Source organism: Bacillus cereus group sp. N21, from assembly GCF_016483395.1.
Classification (GTDB): domain Bacteria; phylum Bacillota; class Bacilli; order Bacillales; family Bacillaceae_G; genus Bacillus_A; species Bacillus_A pseudomycoides.
Genome location: NZ_JAEHBX010000001.1, coordinates 160,914 through 183,981, shown reverse-complemented (window position 1 = coordinate 183,981; position 23,068 = coordinate 160,914). Strand labels below are relative to the sequence as shown.

The window sequence follows — 23,068 nt, the reverse complement described above, 5'->3', positions numbered from 1 at the left end:
ATATATTAAAAGGAGTTTATGTATGGAAGAGCGTTATCATCATCTCCAGAAAAGAAAAGTGAAAAAAAAGCGCAGACGTAGATTTTTTATCTACCTCATTTTTATGTCCTTAATTGGTAGTGTAGGGCTTTACATGTTTAATTCTTACTCTTCACTCATGGAGATGTATAGTGGCTTTACTCGTGATAAATCAAAATTACGTGCGGAAGATGTAGAAATTACAAAAGAACCTTTCAGCGTCCTTATTATGGGAATTGAAGATTATGCAACGGATGGACAAAATGGACGAACAGATTCTCTTATGTTCGCAACAATTAATCCAAAAACAAAAAATGTTTCACTCATGAGTATCCCGCGTGACTCACGTGTTACGATTGCTGGAAAAAATAAAAAAGATAAAATTAACGCGGCGCATGCTTACGGCGGAGAAAAAATGGCATTAGAAACAGTTGAGAATTTTTTACGTGTGCCTGTTGACCACTACGTAAAAATTGATTTCAAAGGCTTTAAAGGAATTGTCGATGCCGTTGGTGGCATTACAGTCGATGTTCCATTTAATTTCGAGGAACGATCTGATATAGATTACTACAAGCTGATTCAATTTAAACAAGGACAGCAAGAATTAAATGGCGAAGAAGCACTCGCTTATGTCCGTATGCGAAAGCAAGATCCAAATGGAGATTATGGCCGCTCTGCCAGACAACGACAAGTACTTGCCGCAGTTGTCCATAAACTAAATTCCGCTTCCACAGTCTTTAAGATTAAAGATTTAGCGGAGGTTGTTGGAAAATATGTAAAAACTGATATACCTGTATCTGATGGACTTGCCTTATACAATAAACTATCTGGATTCGATCCTTCTAACATAAAAACGATTAAATTAGAAGGTGAAGATAAAAAACTAAATGATATCTATTACTTTATTCCAGATGAAATGAGCGTTCAAAATGTTCGTAATGAAATTTTGAAAAACTTAGGACAAGATAAAACAGACACGAATTCTACGACCAATACAAGTTCTAATTCTGATACGAATTCAACAAATTCATCTACTAAGAAAAAAGAACAGGAACCTCCGTCTACGAACGCTAACGCGGAATGGTTAATGCGAAATCATCAGTAGAGATTACTACTTAGAAGAAAAGAGCCGCTTCTTATATCAACAGATATGAGGAGCGGCTCTTTTTTCTACTTATTTTTTATTAAAATATTGTAAAATTGCTTCTACAATACGCTCTGAAGCAAGGCCATCACCATAAGGATTAGATGCTTGCGCCATTTTATCATGTGCTTCTTTATTAGATAATAATTCGTCTGCAAGTGTAAAGATTGTTTCTTCGTCTGTACCTGCTAATTTTAATGTACCTGCTTCAATACCTTCCGGACGTTCTGTCGTATCACGTAGAACAAGAACCGGTACGCCAAGAGAAGGTGCTTCCTCCTGCACACCACCAGAGTCTGTTAACATTAAGTATGAACGTGCTGCAACGTTATGGAAATCAATTACATCTAGTGGTTCAATTAAGTGAATACGATTATGATCTCCTAAAATATCGTTAGCTGTTTCACGAACAACAGGATTCATATGAACTGGATACACAACTTGTACATCTTCGTACTTTTCAACAAGGCGTTTAATTGCACGGAACATGTTGCGCATTGGTTCACCTAAATTTTCACGACGATGTGCTGTCATAAGTACAAGTCGGTCATTTCCAAGCTTCTCTAGTACTGGATGACTATATTCTTCTTTTACTGTTGTTTTTAGTGCATCAATCGCTGTATTTCCTGTTACGAAAATACGTGCTTCATTTTTATTTTCTTGTTGCAAGTTCGTTGCTGATTTTGCAGTAGGCGAGAAATGAAGATCTGCCATTACACCTGTTAATTGACGGTTCATTTCTTCCGGGTATGGAGAATATTTATCCCATGTACGAAGTCCAGCTTCAACATGGCCAATCGGAATTTGATTATAGAAAGCAGCAAGGCTCGCAATAAAAGTAGTTGTTGTATCACCATGTACAAGAACGATATGTGGCTTTGCTTCCTTCATTACTTTATCTAAGCCCTCTAAACCACGTGTTGTAATATCAATTAATGTTTGACGGTCTTTCATGATATTCAAATCAAAATCCGGCGTAATACCAAAGATATTCAATACTTGATCTAACATTTGGCGATGCTGTGCTGTCACTGCTACAATTGATTCAATTTTCTCAGGATGTTTTTGCAACTCTAACACAAGAGGTGCCATTTTAATCGCTTCTGGACGTGTTCCAAAAATCGTCATTACTTTTAAACGTTCAGTCATTTCAATGCCTCTTTTCTTTCACTAGTTACGATATATGAAAAACTAACATAAAACCTCCCCTTTTGAGTGGGAAAGAGCGTCCGGCTATGCATAGAAGCGGTCAGACCCTTTAGCTCCCATGCCATGTGAAAACAAACGGAGAAAACGAGTGAAAATCTCCTTTTATTTTCATAGCCGCAACTTATATGCCAGCTAATCAACATGGATTTATATAAATACAAATTGAAAAACTAACATAAAATCTTCTCTTTTAGGTGGAAGAGAGCGTCCGGCTAAAAGAGAAGCGGTCAGACCCTTTAGCCCCCATACCATGTGAAAACAAACGGAGAAAACGAGTGGAGATCGCCTTTTGTTTTCATAACCGCAACTTATATGCCAGCTAATCAACATGGATTTATATAGTATTGTTACACTCACCATTATATATTGAGAAGATAAAAGGACAAAAAAAGCGTTCTTAACAGACGGTAGAAACTTTCCTATTACGAATGCTCTTTCTGCCAACGGAATAGTAATCCATTCTATGTTTCTCAACATCTTTCCCAGTATAACAATTTCTCCCATCAAATAAAATAGGTTCACCCATAAGTTGCACATACCTTTCTAATGGATACGTTCGTATGCATTCCCAATCGGTTACAATAAACGCCGCGTCCACTTCTGTGATTGCCTCATCTAAATCAGTTGTATATTTTATTTCTTCTCCAAACAACTGCTGCACATGCAAAATAGCTTGCGGGTCGTATACAATTACATTTGCTCCCATCTCTAATAACTCTTTTATAATAAGAAGAGACGGTGCTTCCCTAATATCATCTGTATTCGGCTTAAAGGCTGCTCCTAACACCGCAACCTGCTTTCCCCTCATATCCATTACGCTTCTAGCTTTCCGAACAAGCAACATCTGGTGTTTGTTATTCACTTCAATTACTGCTTTTAACAATCTAAAATCATGCGCAACATTACCTGCAATTTGAACGAGAGCATTTGTATCTTTTGGGAAACATGAACCCCCATAACCGATACCTGCCTGTAAAAAATGGGGACCGATTCGCCGATCTATTCCCATGCCACCTGCTACTTCTAACACATCTGCGCCCACTTTCTCACATATATTAGAAATTTCATTTATGAAGCTAATTTTCGTAGCCAAAAAAGCATTTGAAGCATATTTAATCATCTCCGCACTGCGGATATCTGTAACAAACGTTTCAATTAACAGCTTACTGTATAGCCTCTCTACCTTCTGCGCGATTTCTTCTGTCTCCGCTCCTATGACGATGCGATCACCATGAAAAAAGTCATGTATACCAGAACCTTCACGTAAAAATTCCGGATTCGATACCATATGTATCATATGCCGCCCTTGTAGCTTCTCCTGAATCCATTCTTTCATTTGATCGTTCGTACCTACAGGAACCGTACTTTTTGTAACCACAATTATATCTGAATTGGCACACATACCAATTTCATAACAACTATTACGAATATATGTTAAATCTGCCGTTCCATCCGGTAAAGATGGTGTTCCTACTGCTACAAATATGAAATCTGAATGTTTAAATGCCTCTGTTTGACTTGATGTAAATGCTAATCGTTTTTCTTGGACTGCTGCATCTACTAATTGCCCCAGACCAGGTTCATAAATTGGCATTTCCCCTTGCTTCATTCTCGCTATTTTCCCTTGATTTATATCAAAACAAGTAACCGAATGACCTAATGTGGCTAATCCTACTCCAGTAATTAATCCTACATATCCAGTACCTATCACCGTAATTTTCATTAGATGTTCCGCCCAGAATACCTAAGATTATAGTTTAGATATTCTGGGCTTCCCCCTTTCATACTAAAACTGAATATATGTCGATGTCTTTAAGGCACTCTTTTTCCCATACTAAGACATGAAGTTGTTGCTTTTAAATATATAAAAATGAGATAGCATGCAAGCCCTCACTCCCTATTATATGAGACACCTGCCCTTTCCTTTTTTAAGATTTTGTAAAATAACGCCCTCCAATTGGACATTTTTCTTTACAAACCGCTTTATTACTGGCTCATTTCATATTTCCATATTTTAACGCGAAACGTACGTATTTTAACGTGCAACACTTATAGTAAAGAGAATCGGTCACATCCTACCATCCCTACTAGGAACAGACTTATATGTAAATGTCATAAATCTGTACCACAATTTAAAAACTATGCAATACAAGTTAATGATAAGATATATTATAACCTTCTTGTGCGACATCGTATTTATTATAAACTTGTCATATATTTTATCTATTTCCAATTATAGTGAATAGAAAAAAAGATTGAATTCTAATCTTTTTGTGATACCATATGTTATGAGCCTGCAAACAATCATCATAATTTTCAGATAACTTGTTCAAAAATTACGTTAAAATATAAAAGGTGGGGTATTAATGGACTCACAAGTGATTTATGCTGTTTTGGCATCTTTCATTACCGTATTAGTTGTTACTCCTTTCGTTATCAAATTAGCATTTAAGATTGGAGCAACTGATAAGCCAAACGCACGTAAAGTACACCAAAAAATTATGCCTCGTCTAGGTGGACTGGCAATTTTCATTGGTGTAGCCGTTGGGTTCTTTGTTAGTGGATTATATGAACAAAGAATGATGTCGATTACTATAGGTGCTGTTATCATTATCATCATCGGTATTTTAGATGATATGTACGAATTATCAGCAAAGGTAAAGTTCGGTGGACAACTGTTAGTTGCCGTACTTATTGTAAAAAGTGGATTATTAGTACAGGTGTTGTATATTCCAATCTTAGGAGATACTGAACTTGGTATCCTTGCATATCCAATTACAGTATTTTGGATTGTAGGTATTACAAATGCCATTAACTTAATTGATGGATTAGATGGATTATCCGCTGGGATTTCATCTATCGTCCTTGCAACATTAGCATATATGGCCTTTACTAGCCCTATGGGTACTGGTGCTGTTATTATTCTGCCACTAGCACTCATTGCGCTTGCAAGTACACTTGGATTTTTATTCTATAACTTCCATCCAGCAAAAATTTTCATGGGAGACACAGGTGCATTATTTTTAGGATATTGTATTTCTGTTATATCGTTACTGGGATTATACAAAAGTGTAACGTTATTCAGTTTCCTTGTTCCTATTATCATTTTAGGTGTACCTATCTTCGATACAACATTTGCAATCATCAGACGAATTGTGAATAAAAAACCAATTTCTGCACCAGATAAATCGCATTTACATCATCGTCTATTGGCAATGGGCTTTTCTCATCGTACGACGGTACTTATCATTTACGCATTTGGTATTTTCTTTAGCGTAAATGCAATTATTTTCACTAGCGCAACATTGTGGTTATCCATTATCCTTCTGTTCGCTTTAATCTTCTTTACTGAAATCGTAGCAGAAGTAATTGGTCTTGTGCACGAACGTTACAAACCAATTATTTCCTTCTATAAAAAAGTAAAAAAACGCGAATAATAACTGTAGTATAGCCTTTATTAGTGTAAAATATTCAAATAGCACTCTTTCTTCTTAAGAAAGAGTGCTATTTTTTATTTCCAAAATATAGTTTGTTTGAGAGTTCTTCCATTGGAGAAAGATATACATGTAAAGAGGATAATGAGACTACAATCTTAGCTCCTTCTCCATGACTGTTAGACTGAGGGTGAGTATTTTGATGAAGCAAATGTTTCAATGTATTATTATATTTTTAAGTATTACTACATGTTCGGTATCTTATACTGAAGCAGCCGCTAACTCCCCACTTACACATCAATCTACGATTCAGAACGCGGCCCTTCCGCCTAAAATTGCATACTTAACATTTGATGATGGGCCAAACAAATACACATCACAAATTTTAAACATCTTAAAGCAAAAGCAGGGAAAGGCAACCTTCTTTGTAATTGGTGGCAAGGCTTCACATTATCCACAAACAATGAAACGTTTCATACAAGAAGGTCATTATATCGGTCTTCATAGCATGTCTCATGACGTAAAGCGTTTATATACTGGTGATCCATCCGTTTTAATTACCGAAATGGAGCAGGCCCGCTCTATTGTCCGCCATATAGCAAATTTAGATACACACCTTGTTCGCGTTCCATATGGTAGTATGCCTTATTTAAAAAAGAATTATCGTGATGCACTTGTTTCCGCTCAGTACAAAATGTGGGATTGGACAATCGATACATATGACTGGAAAAGTTATCATAATCCTTCTGCTATATTAGAGCGTGTTATGAACCAAAGCGACGAACAAGTTGAAGTTATTTTAATGCATGATTCTAGCGTTACAGTGAAAATTCTTCCAAAGGTAATTGACTACCTTAAGGCGAAAGGATACACCCTTCTTCCCTATAATCCTTCCTCTCATTCAGAAGTAAATTTCTGGAAGGACGCAAGATTGTAACAGCTTTAGTATATACTAGAGCTGTTTATTCTTTTTCTCTTCCCACACTTCCCATTTTTGTGTAAAATTTTAAATAGTGACGAAGTTTCGAGGTGAAGAAAAATGAAACGAATGGACCTCATTTATAATGCAATGCAAAAAGGGAATTACTCAGAAGGTGTAACAGCATCTGAACTCGCTACACTTCTACAGCTAGACCGTGCAAATGTAAGCAGCGATTTAAATAAACTTGTGAAAGATGGTCGTTTATCCAAAACGGGAACACGCCCTGTCCGTTTCTATTTAGGAGCCAACTCCCACGTGGAAACGCATTCACAAAATAATACTTCACTCGATGCCTTTGCAAGAAAAAACACAAGCCTCAAAATTGCGATTGAAAAAGCAAAGGCTGCTGTACTCTATCCTCCAAATGGTATGCATACATTACTACTTGGAGAAACGGGTGTCGGGAAATCTATGTTTGCCTCTTTAATGCACGAGTATGCAATTGAAGTAAATCAGCTCCCAAAAGATGCATCGTTTATCGTTTTTAACTGTGCGGATTACGCAAATAATCCACAGCTCCTGCTTGGACAACTTTTCGGGATAAAAAAGGGGGCTTACACTGGTGCAAGTGACCAAAAAGGGTTAATCGAAAAAGCCCACGAAGGAATTCTCTTCCTCGATGAGGTGCACCGCCTCCCGCCAGAAGGTCAAGAAATGTTATTCACATTTATTGACCGCGGTGTGTATCGTCGCCTTGGAGAAACAGAGAACGAGCGCCGAGCACGCGTATTAATTATTACTGCAACAACAGAAGAACCAAACTCTTTTTTACTCAAAACCTTTACAAGACGGATTCCGATGACCGTAACGCTTCCACCACTTCGTGAGCGAACGCATCAGGAACGCTTCGCCCTCTTGCAGCTCTTTTTTACAAATGAAGCAATTCGTCTGCGAAAAAAAATTCATGTCAGTCCGAACGCAATGCGTGCTTTCGTCTTTTATCAATGTCCAAACAATATCGGACAATTAAAAACCGATGTACAAATTGCCTGTGCGAAAGCCTATTCTGATTTCGTAACAAAGAAAAGAGATCATGTCCGCGTTTCAAGTGCTGACTTGCCATGGTACATGAAGGAAGGCTTGTTTATTGAAAGAAAAAGCCGTCATCTGTATCAAGTGCCAAACGAAACATTTGTATTTACGAGTGACGAAGGATGGAGCAAACATAAAACAGAAGATTCACGTTCTTCCATTTATGATTACATTGATCATAAATATGAAGAATTACAAGCACGCGGTATTGAAGAAGAAGAATTAGAATTACTAATAGACAATGATCTCCAAAGCTTTTTCGTTCAGTATTTTAATCAAATGTCACAAAAGACAAGTCATGAGAATGTCTTTAAAATTGTCGACCGCAATATTGTTTCTGTATGCGAAAAAATCGCTGAACTAGCCGAAAAACATTTAGCTAAGACATTTGATGAAAAAGTCTTTCTTGCTTTAAATTTACATGTACAGACAACTTTACAACGACTGCAGGGCGGGAAACAAATTCATCATCCGCAGCTGAATCAAATTCGTACGAAATATAAAGAAGCTTTCTCAGTTGCCATGCAATGTATTCAACTATTAGAAGAAGAATTACAAGTAACGATGCCAATTGATGAAGCTGGATTCTTAACGATGTTTTTCGTTGTTGATCCCATTCCTGCTTCCCAAACAGAAGTAAAAGTATTAATTTTAGCCCACGGCAATGGTATCGCAACAGAAATGGCAAATGTCGCGAATGAACTCCTCGGTATTGATGAAGTAACAGGAATTGATATGCCGCTTCATGAATCACCGAAAGATTTCTTAGAACGAATAAAAGTGTACATGAAAGCACTGGGACATATAAATGGTCTTCTCTTACTTGTCGATATGGGTTCACTCGCCTATATCGGGGATATACTAGAGACAGAATTTCATATCCCTGTACGCGTTCTTTCGATGACAAGTACGCCGCACGCATTAGAAGCAGCAAGAAAAGCTCAGCTCGGGTACTCATTAGATGCATTATACGAAACCGTGAAAAACTTAACACCGTTTTACCTTAATGTACAAGAAGAAAAGAAAAAGCCACTCGCTCCAATGAAATCAGTCATTTTAACAGCTTGTTTAACAGGAGAAGGAAGCGCACTGGCCATTCAAAAAATGCTTGAAAACTATTTACGATTCGATAAAGATTTAATAGAAATTATTCCGATTAGTATCGTTCATGAAAAAGATTTAACAAAAATGATCGAAAATATAAAGAAAGAACGCAATATGATTTGTATTGTGACAAACTTTGATGTACAAGTACCATGTTTAACTTATCATTTCCAAGATATTGTAAACTACAAAGCCATTCAACCGATTCAAGAATTAATTACCTATGAAGAAACATATGCAAAAATGGCTGATATTCTCGGGCAACAAATGCAGCGCGATGATGGGGCACTGATGATTAAAACAATACGGTACGCGCTCAATACAATTCAAGAGCTCATCTCCTTACAGTTAAACCCCGATAGTTTAATGGGAGTTATTTTGCATATGAGCTGTATGATTGACCGGCTACAAAAGGGAGAAAAGCTCCTCCCTTATCCTGACAAAGAAGCACGTAGACAAGATGAATATTGGATGTATATGAAAGTAAAAAAAGCATTGCAACCAATTGAAAATACATTTGAAATACAAATTCCAGATGATGAAGTTTTTTATGTAATGGACTTCTTCATAAAGAATCAACCAGAAAAAAAAGAGTAACGTAAACATGCCCGTGAACTTCAAAATTCATGGGCATGTTTATTTACCGGCTCATGGACCTGATATATTCTTTTACCTTCCCACGAATTTCTCCGCTTGCATGTGCTTTTGTATGAACATTTACATATGCATTCGCTTCATCAATTGCCTGCACAAGATTTTCAAACGCCTTCCCTTGCAAAGGTCCCTCTAAATCTTCAGTGGACACCACACCCGTTATCGTTCCTTCATTTACGCTAATTCCATGCTTCACAGGTCCATATAAAAACACAACTACTGGCCCGGTCTGATTCCCTTTCCCTAAATGAATTTGACAAGATGTTACCTTCTCAATATTTTTCAATATCACCCTATAATGTAGTTTCGTAAAGTCGCTATTAAAAATAAGCTCCGCGACCCCATAGGCTTTCGATTTTACAGGAGGTAATTCATTACCGCCTTTCAGCTTAGCAACAAAATGTTTTGTCATACTAGCAACATTCTCCTTATATAAATTTCAATTTGAATAGCTGGTATCTCTTTAACTAATTTATTGCCGGGACACGATTAATTATGACTCTTTCAGAAATGCTTTTTCATGATGGTTATTCTACTCAAGAAATATTTACAAAAATATTACATAACAATCATTCCTGACAGCACACTGATTACTATATAATGCACGTAGATTTAAAATTTCTTTAGGAGGTTCTTCTTGAAAACAATAATAGAAATCTTTCTCGTATCACTCAAGTTAGGCCTTACTTCTTTTGGAGGACCCGTGGCTCATCTTGGGTACTTTCATCACGAATATGTACAAAAACGAAAATGGATGGATGAGCGGGGCTATGGGGATTTAGTGGCACTCTGTCAATTCCTACCCGGTCCTGCAAGCAGCCAAGTTGGAATTGGCATCGGTTTATCACGAGGCGGGCTCCTTGGAGCTGTAGTCGCTTGGATTGGCTTTACACTCCCGTCAGTTCTCGTTCTTGTTTTTTTCGCTTCACTACTCCAGCAATTTCATGTGGTGGGAGCTGGCTGGATTCATGGATTAAAACTTGTAGCAGTAGCGATTGTCGCACATGCAATATGGGGAATGGCACAGAAATTAACACCGGACCGTAACCGAGCAACAATTGCAATTATTACTGCTGCAATTGCGTTATTATTTCCAAGCGCTTGGACACAAGTTACGCTTATTCTACTTGCTGGTCTTCTCGGTTGGGTCTTATATCGTAAGCATGAAATCCCATCTGCTAGCAAAACACATATTCCTGTTTCACGTATAACAGCTGTCCTTTGTCTCTTACTATTCTTTAGTTTATTATTCTTGTTACCACTATTACGACCATTTTCGCACTGGATTACCATGTTTGATAGTTTCTATCGCTCTGGCTCACTCGTGTTTGGCGGAGGACATGTCGTTCTTCCCCTTCTTGAAAATGAATTTGTATTAAATGGCATGATGACAAAAGAACAGTTTCTAGCAGGATACGGCTTAACACAAGCAGTTCCAGGTCCTCTTTTTACATTTGCATCTTACATAGGAACGGTACTAGACGGGGCACTAGGAGCTACTATTGCGACAATCGCTATCTTTCTCCCGGCATTCTTACTTGTCATTGGTGTATTACCATTTTGGGATCAAGTGAGACGCTTGTCTTATGTACAAGGGGCACTCCTTGGCATTAATGCCGCCGTCGTCGGTATTTTACTAGCTGCTTTTTATGACCCTATTTGGACAAGCACAATCATGAGTAAAACTGATTTTGTTATCGCTTCTCTCTTATTTTGTCTATTAGCATTTTGGAAAGCACCTCCATGGATCGTTGTTGTTCTTGGTGCTTTAAGCGGTTATATTCTTTCTATTATCTAGCCATACAAAAAGACGGTCTTACTAAACCGTCTTTTCTACTATAGATTTTCAAACGTCTAAATCGCGGCCATGGAAATCAAAAAGTGACCTGTACTCATTTTCTCTCTTTGTTTTCACTTGGCATGGGACTAAAAAAGGATCTGACCGCTTCTATGCATGGCCGGATCCTCTCTCCCATCCAAAAAGAAAGGTTTTATGTCGTCATATATATTAAAATCTCACTAGTTCTATCCCTTCTGGTAAAACACTTTCCATTAAAATTCGTAGCTCCTTCACACGATCCATTACATAAGAAGAACGCTTCACAAGCTCTGGGTCAATGTAAGCAGGGTGCACCATAACCTCTACTGTTTTTCCATCCTGTACACGCTCTGCTAATTTGACAAAGTAATCTTCCTGCACGCCATCGCTATAGAAGTCACTATAAAACACATCAGAAAATGGACGCACCGCCCTCTCTTCTGCGCAGCGGCGGATTGGCACATTATATTTATCTGCTAATCGTTCAAGAACATCGTGCAAAATCGGTAAACCATGTGCATGATGATGACTATCTAAATGTGTTGGCTTTAATCCGTAAGATAGAAACTTTTCAATTTGAGCCGTCCACTCTCTTTCAACTTCTTCAGGGTTTATGTTTCCTTCTCTTACTACACTTTGCTTATGAAACAATCCATCTTCACCTACAAGAGACGGAACATCTGTAAGAAGAGGTTTTCCCGCAGTTAAGACGAGATGCACCCCTACTGCTAATGTCTTATATTCTTTTCCTAAGCGTACTGCATGCTCCGTCCCTGGCATGTTCATCATCATCGTCGTAGAATTCACAATCCCGTTTACATGTCCTTCAATAATGCCGTAATTTGTACCTTCTGTAAGACCAAAATCATCTGCATTTACAATTAATCGAATCATAGATTTTTTCCCTCCTGCAAAATGAAAAAAAGCAGGCTGAATCAGCGCCGCTTTTTACTTTTCTACTTTTTTGAAGAACTGCGGAAGATATTCTTTATGTGCTTCCAACATTTCATCTAAAATTTGTTTTGCTACTTTATCTGATGGTACAAGTGGATTAATTGTCATAGCAAGCAGCGCTTTATGATAATCCCCTGTAACAGCAGCTTCAATTGACGTGCGCTCAAATGATTTAATTTGCTGAACTAAACCGCGAACAGGAACCGGTAAATCACCTACTGCAATCGGCTTTGGACCATCCTTCGTAATGATACAGTTTACTTCAACAGCAGAATCATGTGGCAAGCTTGCAATTGCACCATTGTTTCTTGTATTAACAGGTTGGATATCACCTTTATTATTATAAATAGACGTAATTAAACTACATGCTGCATCACTGTAGTACGCTCCTCCGCGCTTTTCTAATTGTGGTGGCTTACTATCTAAATTCAGGTCTTTATATAACTCGAATAAGTCATCTTCTAATTTTTTCACCACTTCTGCACGTGTCCCTTTTTCAATAGAAGCTTGTTTTTCTTCTTCTAGCATTTCACGTGTTTTATAGTAGTAGCGATGGTATGGACATGGAATTGCACGAAGTCCGCGAATGAAATCTGGCTCCCAATCAAGTGCAGCGATGTTTTCCATCGTAATTTGCTTTTCCGGATCTGTTACAAGTTCTAACACGCGATCCATCACACTTACTCCATCTAAATACACATTTAATCCATAAACCATGTGATTTAAACCAGCAAAGTCAACATGCACACGGCTTGCATCTACTTCAAGTAATCTTGCAAGTCCCATACGAATACCAATTGGAACATTACATAAGCCAACTACCTTTTGAATACTTGTATAACGCAGTACAGCCTCTGTTACCATACCAGCTGGATTTGCAAAGTTAATGAGCCAAGCATTTGGACAAAGCTCCTCCATATCCTTACAAATATCCAAAATAACAGGAATCGTTCTCAATGCTTTGAATAAACCACCCGGACCATTCGTTTCCTGACCGATTACGTCATATTTTAATGGAATGGCTTCATCTTTCGCGCGCGCTTCTAATAAACCAACGCGAAGCTGTGTTGTTACAAAATCAGCATCTTTTAATGCCGCGCGGCGATCCAGTGTTAAGTGAATATCAATTGGTAAACCTGCTTTTTTCACCATACGTTTCGCTAAGTTACCAACGATTTCTAACTTCTCTTTTCCCGCTTCAATATCTACTAACCAAATTTCACGAACAGGAAGCTCATCATAACGCTTAATAAACCCTTCAATTAACTCCGGTGTATAACTAGAGCCACCACCGATTGTAACAATTTTAATTCCGCTCATATCTTACTCCCCTTTCGCATCAAGCTTTTTATAAAGGTCGATAAATTCCGCTGCTAATTCTTTCACAGTCATTGAATTCATTAAATGATCTTGTGCATGAATTAAAAGAACACTAATCTCTGTTTTTTCTCCTCTTGCTTCTGATTGTATGAGTTCTGTTTGGAAATGATGTGCTTCATTAATCGCTTCTTTCGCTTTTGCCATCGCTTCATCTGCTTCCCCTAATTTCCCCTGTTTTGCATATTGCAGTGCTTCCATCGCATAGCTTCTTGCGTTACCGCTGTGTAAAATTAATTGGAATGGGATTTGTTCTGCTGTAGTCATCATAAATACCGCCCTCTCTATATAGTTCAACCGATTAAAATACCCCTTCAGTTTGAACGTGTCTATGAAAATATTATTTTCTTAAATTGGTTTTGGTGTTCTTCTAGATGTGTGCCATCTTTCTGAACAAGATATAAAGTTATTGTTCTCACGAGCTCGTTTCACCCGTGAGAACAATCACGTATTACATAGGTACAGATTGATTATTTCCTTGTGCCGCTGCTTTTTCAGTTTTAACAATAGAACGGTCACATAATACAACGAATGGATAATAAATAACCATCGCAATTACAAAGTTGAATAACTGTAGAATTGCACCGGAAATGTGTCCGCCTGTTACAAGGTAACCACTAATGATTGGTGGTGTTGCCCATGGAATCATCGCAACTGTTTTTGGAACAAATCCAAGAGATATAGCCATGTAAGAAGTAATTACTAATACAACTGGTGTCACAATAAACGGAACGAATAAAATTGGGTTTAAAATAATTGGTGTACCAAAGATTACTGGTTCGTTAATGTTAAATGCACCAGGTCCAATTGATAATCGGGATACCCCGCGCAATTGCGCACTTCTTGCCACAATTAATACAACCACTAAGAATGCTAATGTTGCACCAGAACCACCAAGATATACGAAAGTATCAAAGAATGGTTTTGTAATAATGTTTGGCACATCAAATGAAGACACGCCATCTTGGAACATCTTGATGTTTTTTTCTAATGCCGGTAAGTATAATGGCTCGATAATCCCACCAACAATGTTTGGACCATGTAAACCAAAGAACCAAAGAACGTGAACAAGAATTACAATTACAATCGCACTTGGTAATGTACCTGCTAAACCTTGTAATGGTAATTGAATTGTATTAAAGATAAATTCATGAACACTTGTACCTGCTAATTTCACTGCTAATTGAATACCCGCAACTACTGTTAAAATAACAAACGCTGGAACTAATGCTGCAAATGATCTTAAAACTGCTGGTGGTACTCCGTCTGGCATTTTGAAAGTAATTTCTCTTTGTACAAAGAAGCGGAATGCTTCAGTAACAAGAAGCGCTACAATGATTGCTACGAATAAGCCTTGTGACCCTGTCCAAGCTAAGTTCAATCCGCCCTCTTTCGGTGTTGTTGGTGTAAGAATAATTAACGCACCAAATGAAATAATACCCGCTGACAATCCATCAACACCGTAAGATTTTGCTAAGTTATAACTTGTTGTAAACGCTATAATTAGTGCTAAAATTGCGAAAGACCCTGTCCACATTCCACCGCCGACGTCTTTCCAAACTTCTCCGAATGTACCTTTCATAAAGTTTTGGAAAGCCTCGGATGGAAAACCATTAATAAGTGATGCAAATGCACCAACTAAGATAAGTGGCATAACCGCGATAAACCCATCACGGATCGCAGCTAAATGACGTTGTGACCCGATTTTACCAGCGACTGGAACAATATATTTTTCCATAAATGCGATAAACTTTTGCATTTTCTTTCCCTCCCTAATTATTTTTTAAGTGTTAAAGCGTGATCTAAAACTGCTTCTCCATTCATCATGCCGTAGTGCATTGGATTAATAACATCGATACCAACGTTCTTCTCATCAGCAAGCGCTTTCATCGAAGACAGCATATAACGAACTTGTGGTCCTAGTAATAATACATCTGCTTCATCAATGTTATTTTTCACTGCATCCCCAGATACAGCCCAAATCTTTCCTTCTAACCCGCGAGCCTTTGCAGCTGCTTCCATTTTTGTAACTAGTAAACTTGTAGACATTCCTGCTGAACAACAAAGTAAAATATTCATTAATTAGTCCCCCTATGCATGTAAACTATTTTTGTTTATTTGTTTTTCTTTACGCCTTTTATTAATGCAACTTCCGTGCCAATTTTTTAAACCGCCTAAAATTAACGTTTTTCTCTGTGTTTTCATTGTGTGTTATCGCTTTCAAAAAGTGTGTTACCCAAAATATTGATAGTGTGTTATAAAACAACACGCTTGTAACACATATCTGTATGAAAATAGATTAGTGTTTAGTTGTCTAGTTGTGCTTAAAACATAAAATAAAATATTTTTATAAAAAACATTCATTTTCTTTGTAATAAGAAAAAATTTATAGGAATTATATTTTTCAATATACAAAAGGATAAATTAAGAGGAAAGAACTCATATATGTCAACTATGAAAAACGAGGACTTTCAGTCATAACAGTACCATCAGTGGATTCACTGATGGTACTGTTATGATTCATACAAGACTAAATGTGATTAAACCGACTCTCGATTTATCATTGAACTCCACCAAAACAATATGATTTTCACTAAATGGCCTACTTCATTTCGATTCCTTTATTTCAGGCTATTATTCAATCCCTCAATTTTCTTTTTCCAATACATTGTCATCGCAAACCATATAATGAAGTAAATAACGATGAAGCTACCTGTGCAAATGAGAAGCGGAACGAGATGATTTGGAACCCAACCAACCCAAATTGCAGTCGGTAAAAATGTGCCTAATAAAATGATGAAGTGAATGATTGTTTGCTTTAAAATGCCCCATTCTTCTTTCTCAAATACAAAGGAAGCAAACGAGAAAATCAGCCCTACAATATTTGATGCTACAAGGTGAGTAAGCAGTGTTTTTGTCTCTAATACATCCATTCCATTTACATAACCAATTCCTAAAAACAATAAGCTATAAAGCATCGCCATCGCCATTCCTGCGATAACCTTGGCACCTATCCTATCAAACAAAGTAACCATATTCCTAACCTCCTCCCATATTCAAAGCTTCTTTAATAAGCGGTACATATTTTCTTGAAACGTATTCTTTCATTCCATTTGAAAAGTGTGCACACATACTGCCGCTAAATGACATTTCAAAGTTTATTACATGTTGCAAGTTAGCGAGTGTAGACTTTGAAAATCGTACAAAGCGATCACCCTGTAATTTTGTTTCTAACTCATACAAACGAGATTTCACTTCAAGACTTCCTTTCATCGTTTGAGCCATTACCTTTCGACCCTCTGTATAAAACCAATAAATATCTTTTGGCTCTAACAAATAATATTGTTGCTTCAATACTCCAACAATTTGCTTCACATTCCCCCCTTCTATCCTTTTTAAAAGTTGCTGAACTTCATCTGTCACTTCTTTTGCTTTAACAATAATCTCTATCTCATCTTGTGATGGATTTAATTCAAGGTGAATTTTCACTGCCTTCCACCTCCCTTACGCCCTTATTGTTACATATATTTCAAAAAAAGAAATAGATTGGTACATAAGTGGTATTCTTTACGTCATAACTGACTCTTTTTCAAACATAAAAAAACCTTGCATACGCAAGGCCTCATTCTTTCGCTAACATTTTCTTATATAACTCTACAAATTCACTCGCTAATTCCTTCACCATAATCGCATTCATTAAATGATCTTGCGCATGAACCATGAGCAGTGTAATCTCTGTCTTTTCCCCCCCAGCTTCCCTCTGTATTAAATCCGTTTGTAAACGATGTGCCTCTTGTAGTTCTTGTAAGGCCTCCTGCAATTTCGCCTCCGCTTCTTGAAATTCTCCGCGCTTTGCATAATCAATGGCTTCCATCGCACAACTTCTCGCATTTCCCCCATGTAAAATTAAATGAAAGGCTTGCGTCTCTAATATATCCATCTTAATTGCCTACTCCCCTTTTTCTTCGGCTACTTTTTGTTTATCCCACATTTTCAAGAACGGTAAATAAATCAAAAATGCAAGTATAAAGTTAACAATTTGCAAGACAACTCCTGAAATTTTCCCACCCGATCCTAAATATCCACTAAAAAGAATTGGTGTAGTCCACGGTACTGCCGCACCGCTTGGCCGAGCAACAAGCCCCCATTCCATTGCAAAATAAGAAACAAATGTCATAACGACAGGAACAAGTATAAATGGAATGAGCAAAAGTGGATTCAGTACAATTGGCATTCCAAACGTGACCATTTCATTAATATTAAAAATGCCTGGTGCGATTGATAGCCGACCCAAACTTTTTAATTGCTGACTCCGTGCAAATAATAACATCGCTACAACAAGTGCAAGCGTTGCACCAGATCCACCTGTGTAGATCCACAAATCAAAGAATTGTGCTGTTATCGTGTTTGGGACATCTTGCCCCGCCTGAAAAGCAATACGATTTTGATCCATTAATGATAACCAAACCGGGCTCATAACACCGCCTACAATTGCGGCCCCGTGAATCCCACATGCCCAAAGCACATGAACAACAATAACCGCTGCCACCGCGCCAAAAAGACTTGCTCCAAGTACACTAAGCGGAGCTTGCAGAAGCTGCCCTACAATATTATGAATACTACCAAAAGTGGTTTGCTCCAAAATTAAGCGCAGAATCCAAACAACCGTCACAACGATAAAACCTGGAATGAGTGCAGTAAATGAACGTGTCACAGCTGGTGGAACCGTTTCCGGCATTTTAATAATCATCTTCTTCTGGATAATAAACCTGTAAATTTCGGTAGATATAAGTGCTATAATCATCGCCACGAATAGCCCTTGACTCCCCATCAATGCAGCAGGTATAACCCCATCTACTACTACACTTTCCTTCGTACTAGGTATAATATGTGTCACTTGAAATGGAGTTGCTAGTAAAAAGGATACAAGTGACAATGCTCCTGCTGCTAATGCATCTACTTTATATTGTTCTCCCAGTCTGTAAGCGATTCCAAAAGTAGCTATTAAAGACATTATATTAAATGTTGCGCTAACTGGATACCCTAACGCCTTCTGCCAATTCCCTCCAAATAAACTTTCCATAAAATCGTTATATCCAGGTATTGGTAAAGCGCTGATAATAAGAAAAAATGAACCGATAATTAAGAAAGGCATCGTTAAAATAATCCCATCACGAATTGCTTGTAAATGCCGCTGCTGCGCAATTCTCCCTGCTACTGGCATAACATATTTCTCTAAAAACCGGACCATCTACTCCACTCTCCTTATGCTCTCATTGACAATGCTGCCTCTAATACGGCTTCTCCGTTACAAAGCCCATAATGTACAGAGTGAATAATATCAACAGGTATCCCTTTTTCTTCACACATTTCCTTCATCTTCGGTAATAAATAACGCACTTGAGGTCCAAGCAAGAGCACATCCGCTTCATCAATATGATTCCGTATTTCCGAACCCGATACAGCCCAAATTTTTACTTCTAACCCTTTTGCCCGTGCCGCTTTCTCCATTTTCGTTACAAGCAAACTAGTAGACATTCCTGCTGCACAGCAAAGTAAAATGTTCATTAAACTCCCTCCTTACTTTTAATCAGCTGGAATCCTATCCACATTTCTCTTCATATCCACTACTAGGTTACCAATGTATATGTCTATATTGGTTTCCATATGACGAGCATAAAAACAAAAATTTCCCCGTTTTCACTCTATTCCATCTATCTGTATTTTCCTAGTAAACTGCCTCATAAATCTCTATAATGATTCAGTATGATTTTTCACATTAAATAGGAGGAGATATATGATGAAGGCTTATCGCTTTCCAATTATTTTATTATCTTCCATCCTAATTGGTGGTTTCATTGGTTATTTCATGGGTACCGATGCAGTTGCTTTAAAACCGCTTGGTGACATTTTCTTAAACTTAATGTTTACGATTGTTGTACCTCTTGTGTTCTTTAGCATTGCTTCCTCTATTGCCAATATGGATGGATTAAAACGTTTCGGAAAAATCATGTCTAGCATGGTAGGAACTTTCTTATTTACAAGTATTATCGCTGCAATTTTTATGATTATTGTTGTGAAAGTATTCCCGCCCGCACAAGGTGTTGTACTAGAGTTAACACAACCTGATAAGGCTGAAAGAAGCATTAGCGTTGCTGATCAAATTGTTGGCATCCTTACAGTATCAGATTTCTCAAAGTTACTTTCTCGTGAAAATATGCTAGCTCTTATTTTCTTCTCTATTTTAATGGGAATCGCAACTTCAGCAGTTGGCGAAAAAGGAAAACCATTCGCTACCTTCTTACAATCTGGTGCAGAAATTTCAATGAAAGTTGTTTCTTTCATTATGTACTATGCTCCAATTGGACTAGCTGCTTACTTTGCAGCCTTAGTTGGGGAATTTGGGCCACAGCTTCTTGGAACATATTTCCGAGCAGCAATGGTATACTATCCAGCTTCTCTTGTATACTTCTTTGTCTTCTTTACCTTCTACGCATACCTTGCAGGACGCAAACAAGGTGTACAAATCTTTTGGAAAAACATGGTCTCTCCTACAGTTACATCACTTGCAACTTGTAGTAGTGCCGCGAGTATTCCAGCAAACTTAGAAGCAACGAAAAAAATGGGTATCTCTTCTGACGTTCGTGAAACAGTTGTCCTTCTTGGTTCTACACTTCATAAAGACGGATCTGTTTTAGGTGGCGTAATTAAAATTGCTTTCTTATTCGGGATTTTCAATATGGAATTCTCAAGTCCAAAAACATTGGCAATCGCACTTGTTGTTTCCCTATTAGTTGGAACAGTAATGGGTGCAATTCCTGGTGGCGGTATGATTGGTGAAATGTTAATTGTTTCTCTATATGGCTTCCCACCAGAAGCTTTGCCAATTATCGCAGCTATTAGTACAATCATTGACCCACCAGCAACGATGTTAAACGTAACAGGAGATAACGCTTGTACCGTAATGACAGCTCGTCTTGTTGAAGGTAAAAACTGGATTAAGAATAAAGTAATGTAATAGGTTCTTATCATTCTTTTAAAATAAAGAAAGGGTTTTTGTTTAATTAACGTAATATTCAGTTAACTATTTATCAAACGGAACGCCTGGTAAAAATATTGAAAAAAGTAAAAAAAAGTAAGATAATTAGCAAGAATACTTAATGAGGGGGTTCTTTTATGAAAAAAAAGTTTTTGATATTGCCTGCCGTAGCACTGCTAGCACTTCCTGCCTTCAGCTTTAGCAATGCTTCTACTAATCTAACAGCTTTTAATCCACCACCACCTGATAGAGTTTCTAGTGACTTAACGGCTTTTAATCCGCCACCACCTGACAGAGTTTCTAACAACTTAACAGCTTTTAATCCACCACCACCTGATAGAGTTTCTAACAACTTAACGGCTTTTAATCCGCCGCCACCTGATAGAGTTTCTAACAACTTAACGGCTTTTAATCCACCACCACCTGACAGAGTTTCTAACAACTTAACGGCTTTTAATCCGCCGCCACCTGATAGAATCTCTAATACAATTGGTTAATATATTCATGCATCATGGATCCTATTCCATTGATGTATGAATTATCTTAAATTGAGAAGAAGCTAGATATTCACTCTAGCTTCTTCTTTGATGTTACAAGTTTGTTTTATAACTACAAATTAATCAGATTATACCCACAAATTTGTTATAACTTTCACAAAATTTCCATAGCCCTTTCCTCTCCTTCGTACTATAATCATGTATGGAAAAGGAGATGGAAACTATGACACAAAGTGCCCCAGAATTTAAAGTTTTGCAAAGCATTGCGTTTCTTGCTGTTGTTTTGCAAAGTTCCTTACTATATACAATGAATCAAGGACATATTCTACTAGAACAATCTCTCATTATGGGAATGCTATTTAATCTCGCAAAATTTTCAGCACCTGCATTCATCTTCATTGTTGGGTTCCATTTAATTCAGCAATACACAAAACAAATGGTCTATACAGAATACATCTATGAAAAAACAGCACACTTACTTGCTCCTTACTTCTTCTGGTCCGTCGTGTACTTATTGACAACAAACCAAGTCGTTACAGTGCAAAGCGGGATAAAAAGCCTATTGCTCGGAACAGCTGCGCCTCATCTTTGGTATGTCATTATGATGTTCCAAATCCATTTGCTGTTTCCCTTATTATGCACCTTATTTTATTGGTTTAAAAAAAGAACACAAAATCAGCAAGATATATACCGATACATGGCCGCTTTCGCTAGCATTTATTTTCTCTTAATGTGGTATTCTTCTCACTATATTTTTAACGGTGAAGTGCTAACTCAATCGACTGTTTTGCATTATACAGATCGTTCCTTCTTCTTCTATTCATTTTACTTTGTCATGGGAGGAATCGCTGCTGTAGCACTTCAAGCTTGGCGCTTATTTGTAATGAAACACATACCACTTATAACAATCTTGTTTTTTATTCTATTCTTATTCATCAACTATGAACTATTTAGCTTTTATGGTGTAGATTCCATTCACCTTACTGTATCTACCTATTTAAAGCCATCCATGTTTCTGTACATTGTATGTGAAATTTTAATACTATACGTACTATCTATCATGATTGTACAGCGGCGAGGTGCTTTATATAAAACATTACGCTTTATCGGAAACTACACGTACGGAGCCTATTTAGCACACTTTTTCTTTTTACAGCTAATTACGAAATTACTATCTCTATTTACAATACAGGCAAATACAATTCTATATAGTCTATTACTATTTCTTCTAACGGCAACATTCTCTATCATCACAATGGTTATATGTAGCACGATTCCATTCCATACATGGATTACAGGACCTTCTCCCACGCCTGTATTAAAATGGCCAACGCTCCTGCCTTTACTGCCATTATTAAGAAGTAAAAAGTAAAAGAAGCTGTCCAAAAAGATTTTTTGGACAGCTTCTTTTTAGGAAGAAACCTGCTTTGCAGAAATTTCTTTAAGCTGTATGTGACTTGTAATCCAAGCAATTCCACCAGCAACAACTAAATAACATAATAAAATTAAAATTTGCATTTGTCCCTAACCTAACTTTGTTACGAAATTCTAATCTTTCATCAAACAAGCTCCGCATTATTGAACCAAGGTGCCAACGAACTATTGGATTAAGTTGGTCAAAAAGGCGTTACTTATCATCAACAGCTCAGAAGTTCCGTCAATTCGTTATTCACTATTTCTCGAGCATTTCATCACCACGTACTTAAAAAATCTCCAAAATAAAAATGCCACTTTTCAGTGGCATTTTTATCCCGCAGTAACCGGCAGTAATATCCCGATTGGTGAAGGGTCATAATCAGTGGGGA

The 23,068-nt window shown here is 37.5% G+C and carries 21 protein-coding genes and 1 pseudogene; 8 read left to right on the top strand and 14 right to left on the bottom strand.

Annotation, left to right across the window (positions count from 1 at the left end; translation table 11 throughout):
* Positions 1–22: 22 nt before the first annotated feature.
* On the top strand, positions 23–1,123 hold the full coding sequence (locus JDS96_RS00850) for an LCP family protein (protein ID WP_199665747.1): 1,101 nt from the start codon (positions 23–25) through the stop codon (positions 1,121–1,123).
* Between the two features lie 69 nt (positions 1,124–1,192).
* On the opposite strand, the gene wecB is transcribed toward JDS96_RS00850, so the two are convergent.
* Entirely contained in the window at positions 1,193–2,311 is a 1,119-nt protein-coding gene (gene wecB / locus JDS96_RS00845) for a non-hydrolyzing UDP-N-acetylglucosamine 2-epimerase (protein WP_199665746.1), read from the bottom strand.
* A gap of 457 nt (positions 2,312–2,768) precedes the next feature.
* Positions 2,769–4,094, bottom strand: a complete 1,326-nt coding sequence (locus JDS96_RS00840) for a UDP-glucose dehydrogenase family protein (protein ID WP_199665745.1) — start codon at positions 4,092–4,094, stop codon at positions 2,769–2,771.
* Between the two features lie 643 nt (positions 4,095–4,737).
* Between JDS96_RS00840 and JDS96_RS00835 the strand changes: the two genes are divergently transcribed.
* The 3 genes from JDS96_RS00835 to JDS96_RS00825 all read left to right on the top strand — a co-directional run bounded on the left by JDS96_RS00835 (position 4,738) and on the right by JDS96_RS00825 (position 9,520).
* Positions 4,738–5,808, top strand: a complete 1,071-nt coding sequence (locus tag JDS96_RS00835; RefSeq protein ID WP_003202041.1) for a glycosyltransferase family 4 protein — start codon at positions 4,738–4,740, stop codon at positions 5,806–5,808.
* A 199-nt stretch (positions 5,809–6,007) separates the two neighbouring features.
* Positions 6,008–6,742, top strand: coding sequence for a polysaccharide deacetylase family protein (locus tag JDS96_RS00830; protein WP_018781276.1), 735 nt, complete (start codon positions 6,008–6,010; stop codon positions 6,740–6,742).
* 102 nt (positions 6,743–6,844) lie between these two features.
* Positions 6,845–9,520: a sigma-54-dependent transcriptional regulator gene (locus tag JDS96_RS00825; RefSeq protein WP_199665744.1), complete on the top strand. Its 2,676-nt coding sequence runs from the start codon at positions 6,845–6,847 to the stop codon at positions 9,518–9,520.
* A gap of 43 nt (positions 9,521–9,563) precedes the next feature.
* On the opposite strand, the gene JDS96_RS00820 is transcribed toward JDS96_RS00825, so the two are convergent.
* A complete protein-coding gene (locus JDS96_RS00820) occupies positions 9,564–9,989 on the bottom strand; it encodes a CHRD domain-containing protein (RefSeq protein ID WP_199665743.1) in 426 nt (141 codons plus the stop codon).
* A 225-nt stretch (positions 9,990–10,214) separates the two neighbouring features.
* Here JDS96_RS00820 and JDS96_RS00815 point away from each other — a divergent pair, with 225 nt between their 5' ends.
* Positions 10,215–11,375, top strand: a complete 1,161-nt coding sequence (locus JDS96_RS00815) for a chromate transporter (RefSeq protein WP_199665742.1) — start codon at positions 10,215–10,217, stop codon at positions 11,373–11,375.
* A 210-nt stretch (positions 11,376–11,585) separates the two neighbouring features.
* Here the strand turns inward: JDS96_RS00815 and chbG are convergent, their stop codons facing one another.
* From chbG to JDS96_RS00765, 10 genes are all read right to left on the bottom strand, one after another.
* Positions 11,586–12,290: a chitin disaccharide deacetylase gene (chbG, locus tag JDS96_RS00810; protein WP_199665741.1), complete on the bottom strand. Its 705-nt coding sequence runs from the start codon at positions 12,288–12,290 to the stop codon at positions 11,586–11,588.
* A 54-nt stretch (positions 12,291–12,344) separates the two neighbouring features.
* On the bottom strand, positions 12,345–13,670 hold the full coding sequence (gene celF / locus JDS96_RS00805) for a 6-phospho-beta-glucosidase (protein ID WP_199665740.1): 1,326 nt from the start codon (positions 13,668–13,670) through the stop codon (positions 12,345–12,347).
* Between the two features lie 3 nt (positions 13,671–13,673).
* A complete protein-coding gene (locus JDS96_RS00800) occupies positions 13,674–13,997 on the bottom strand; it encodes a PTS lactose/cellobiose transporter subunit IIA (RefSeq protein ID WP_003202028.1) in 324 nt (107 codons plus the stop codon).
* A gap of 181 nt (positions 13,998–14,178) precedes the next feature.
* Complete coding sequence (celB, locus tag JDS96_RS00795) at positions 14,179–15,486, bottom strand: PTS cellobiose transporter subunit IIC (RefSeq protein ID WP_003202026.1); 1,308 nt, start codon at positions 15,484–15,486, stop codon at positions 14,179–14,181.
* A gap of 17 nt (positions 15,487–15,503) precedes the next feature.
* On the bottom strand, positions 15,504–15,806 hold the full coding sequence (locus JDS96_RS00790) for a PTS sugar transporter subunit IIB (RefSeq protein WP_042980912.1): 303 nt from the start codon (positions 15,804–15,806) through the stop codon (positions 15,504–15,506).
* Between the two features lie 542 nt (positions 15,807–16,348).
* Positions 16,349–16,762: a DUF3021 domain-containing protein gene (locus tag JDS96_RS00785; RefSeq protein WP_003202021.1), complete on the bottom strand. Its 414-nt coding sequence runs from the start codon at positions 16,760–16,762 to the stop codon at positions 16,349–16,351.
* Between the two features lie 4 nt (positions 16,763–16,766).
* The gene (locus tag JDS96_RS00780; protein WP_003202018.1) at positions 16,767–17,216 is read right to left on the bottom strand and encodes a LytTR family DNA-binding domain-containing protein; all 450 of its coding nucleotides are present in this window, start codon (positions 17,214–17,216) and stop codon (positions 16,767–16,769) included.
* A gap of 133 nt (positions 17,217–17,349) precedes the next feature.
* Positions 17,350–17,667, bottom strand: a complete 318-nt coding sequence (locus tag JDS96_RS00775) for a PTS lactose/cellobiose transporter subunit IIA (protein WP_003202017.1) — start codon at positions 17,665–17,667, stop codon at positions 17,350–17,352.
* Between the two features lie 9 nt (positions 17,668–17,676).
* Positions 17,677–18,978, bottom strand: a complete 1,302-nt coding sequence (gene celB / locus JDS96_RS00770) for a PTS cellobiose transporter subunit IIC (RefSeq protein WP_006096580.1) — start codon at positions 18,976–18,978, stop codon at positions 17,677–17,679.
* Between the two features lie 14 nt (positions 18,979–18,992).
* Positions 18,993–19,295 (bottom strand): PTS sugar transporter subunit IIB, encoded by a 303-nt coding sequence (locus tag JDS96_RS00765; protein WP_199665739.1) that lies wholly within the window; start codon positions 19,293–19,295, stop codon positions 18,993–18,995.
* A 232-nt stretch (positions 19,296–19,527) separates the two neighbouring features.
* Between JDS96_RS00765 and JDS96_RS00760 the strand changes: the two genes are divergently transcribed.
* Entirely contained in the window at positions 19,528–20,745 is a 1,218-nt protein-coding gene (locus tag JDS96_RS00760; RefSeq protein ID WP_199665762.1) for a dicarboxylate/amino acid:cation symporter, read from the top strand.
* A 139-nt stretch (positions 20,746–20,884) separates the two neighbouring features.
* On the opposite strand, the gene JDS96_RS00755 is transcribed toward JDS96_RS00760, so the two are convergent.
* Complete coding sequence (locus JDS96_RS00755; RefSeq protein WP_199665738.1) at positions 20,885–21,208, bottom strand: hypothetical protein; 324 nt, start codon at positions 21,206–21,208, stop codon at positions 20,885–20,887.
* Positions 21,209–21,465: 257 nt separating this feature from the next.
* Here JDS96_RS00755 and JDS96_RS00750 point away from each other — a divergent pair, with 257 nt between their 5' ends.
* Together JDS96_RS00750 and JDS96_RS00745 are read left to right on the top strand one after the other, a co-directional pair.
* Positions 21,466–22,635, top strand: coding sequence for an acyltransferase family protein (locus JDS96_RS00750; protein WP_199665737.1), 1,170 nt, complete (start codon positions 21,466–21,468; stop codon positions 22,633–22,635).
* A 127-nt stretch (positions 22,636–22,762) separates the two neighbouring features.
* Positions 22,763–22,969, top strand: a pseudogene (locus tag JDS96_RS00745) (LysR family transcriptional regulator); the annotation flags it as partial.
* Positions 22,970–23,068 lie beyond the last annotated feature (99 nt).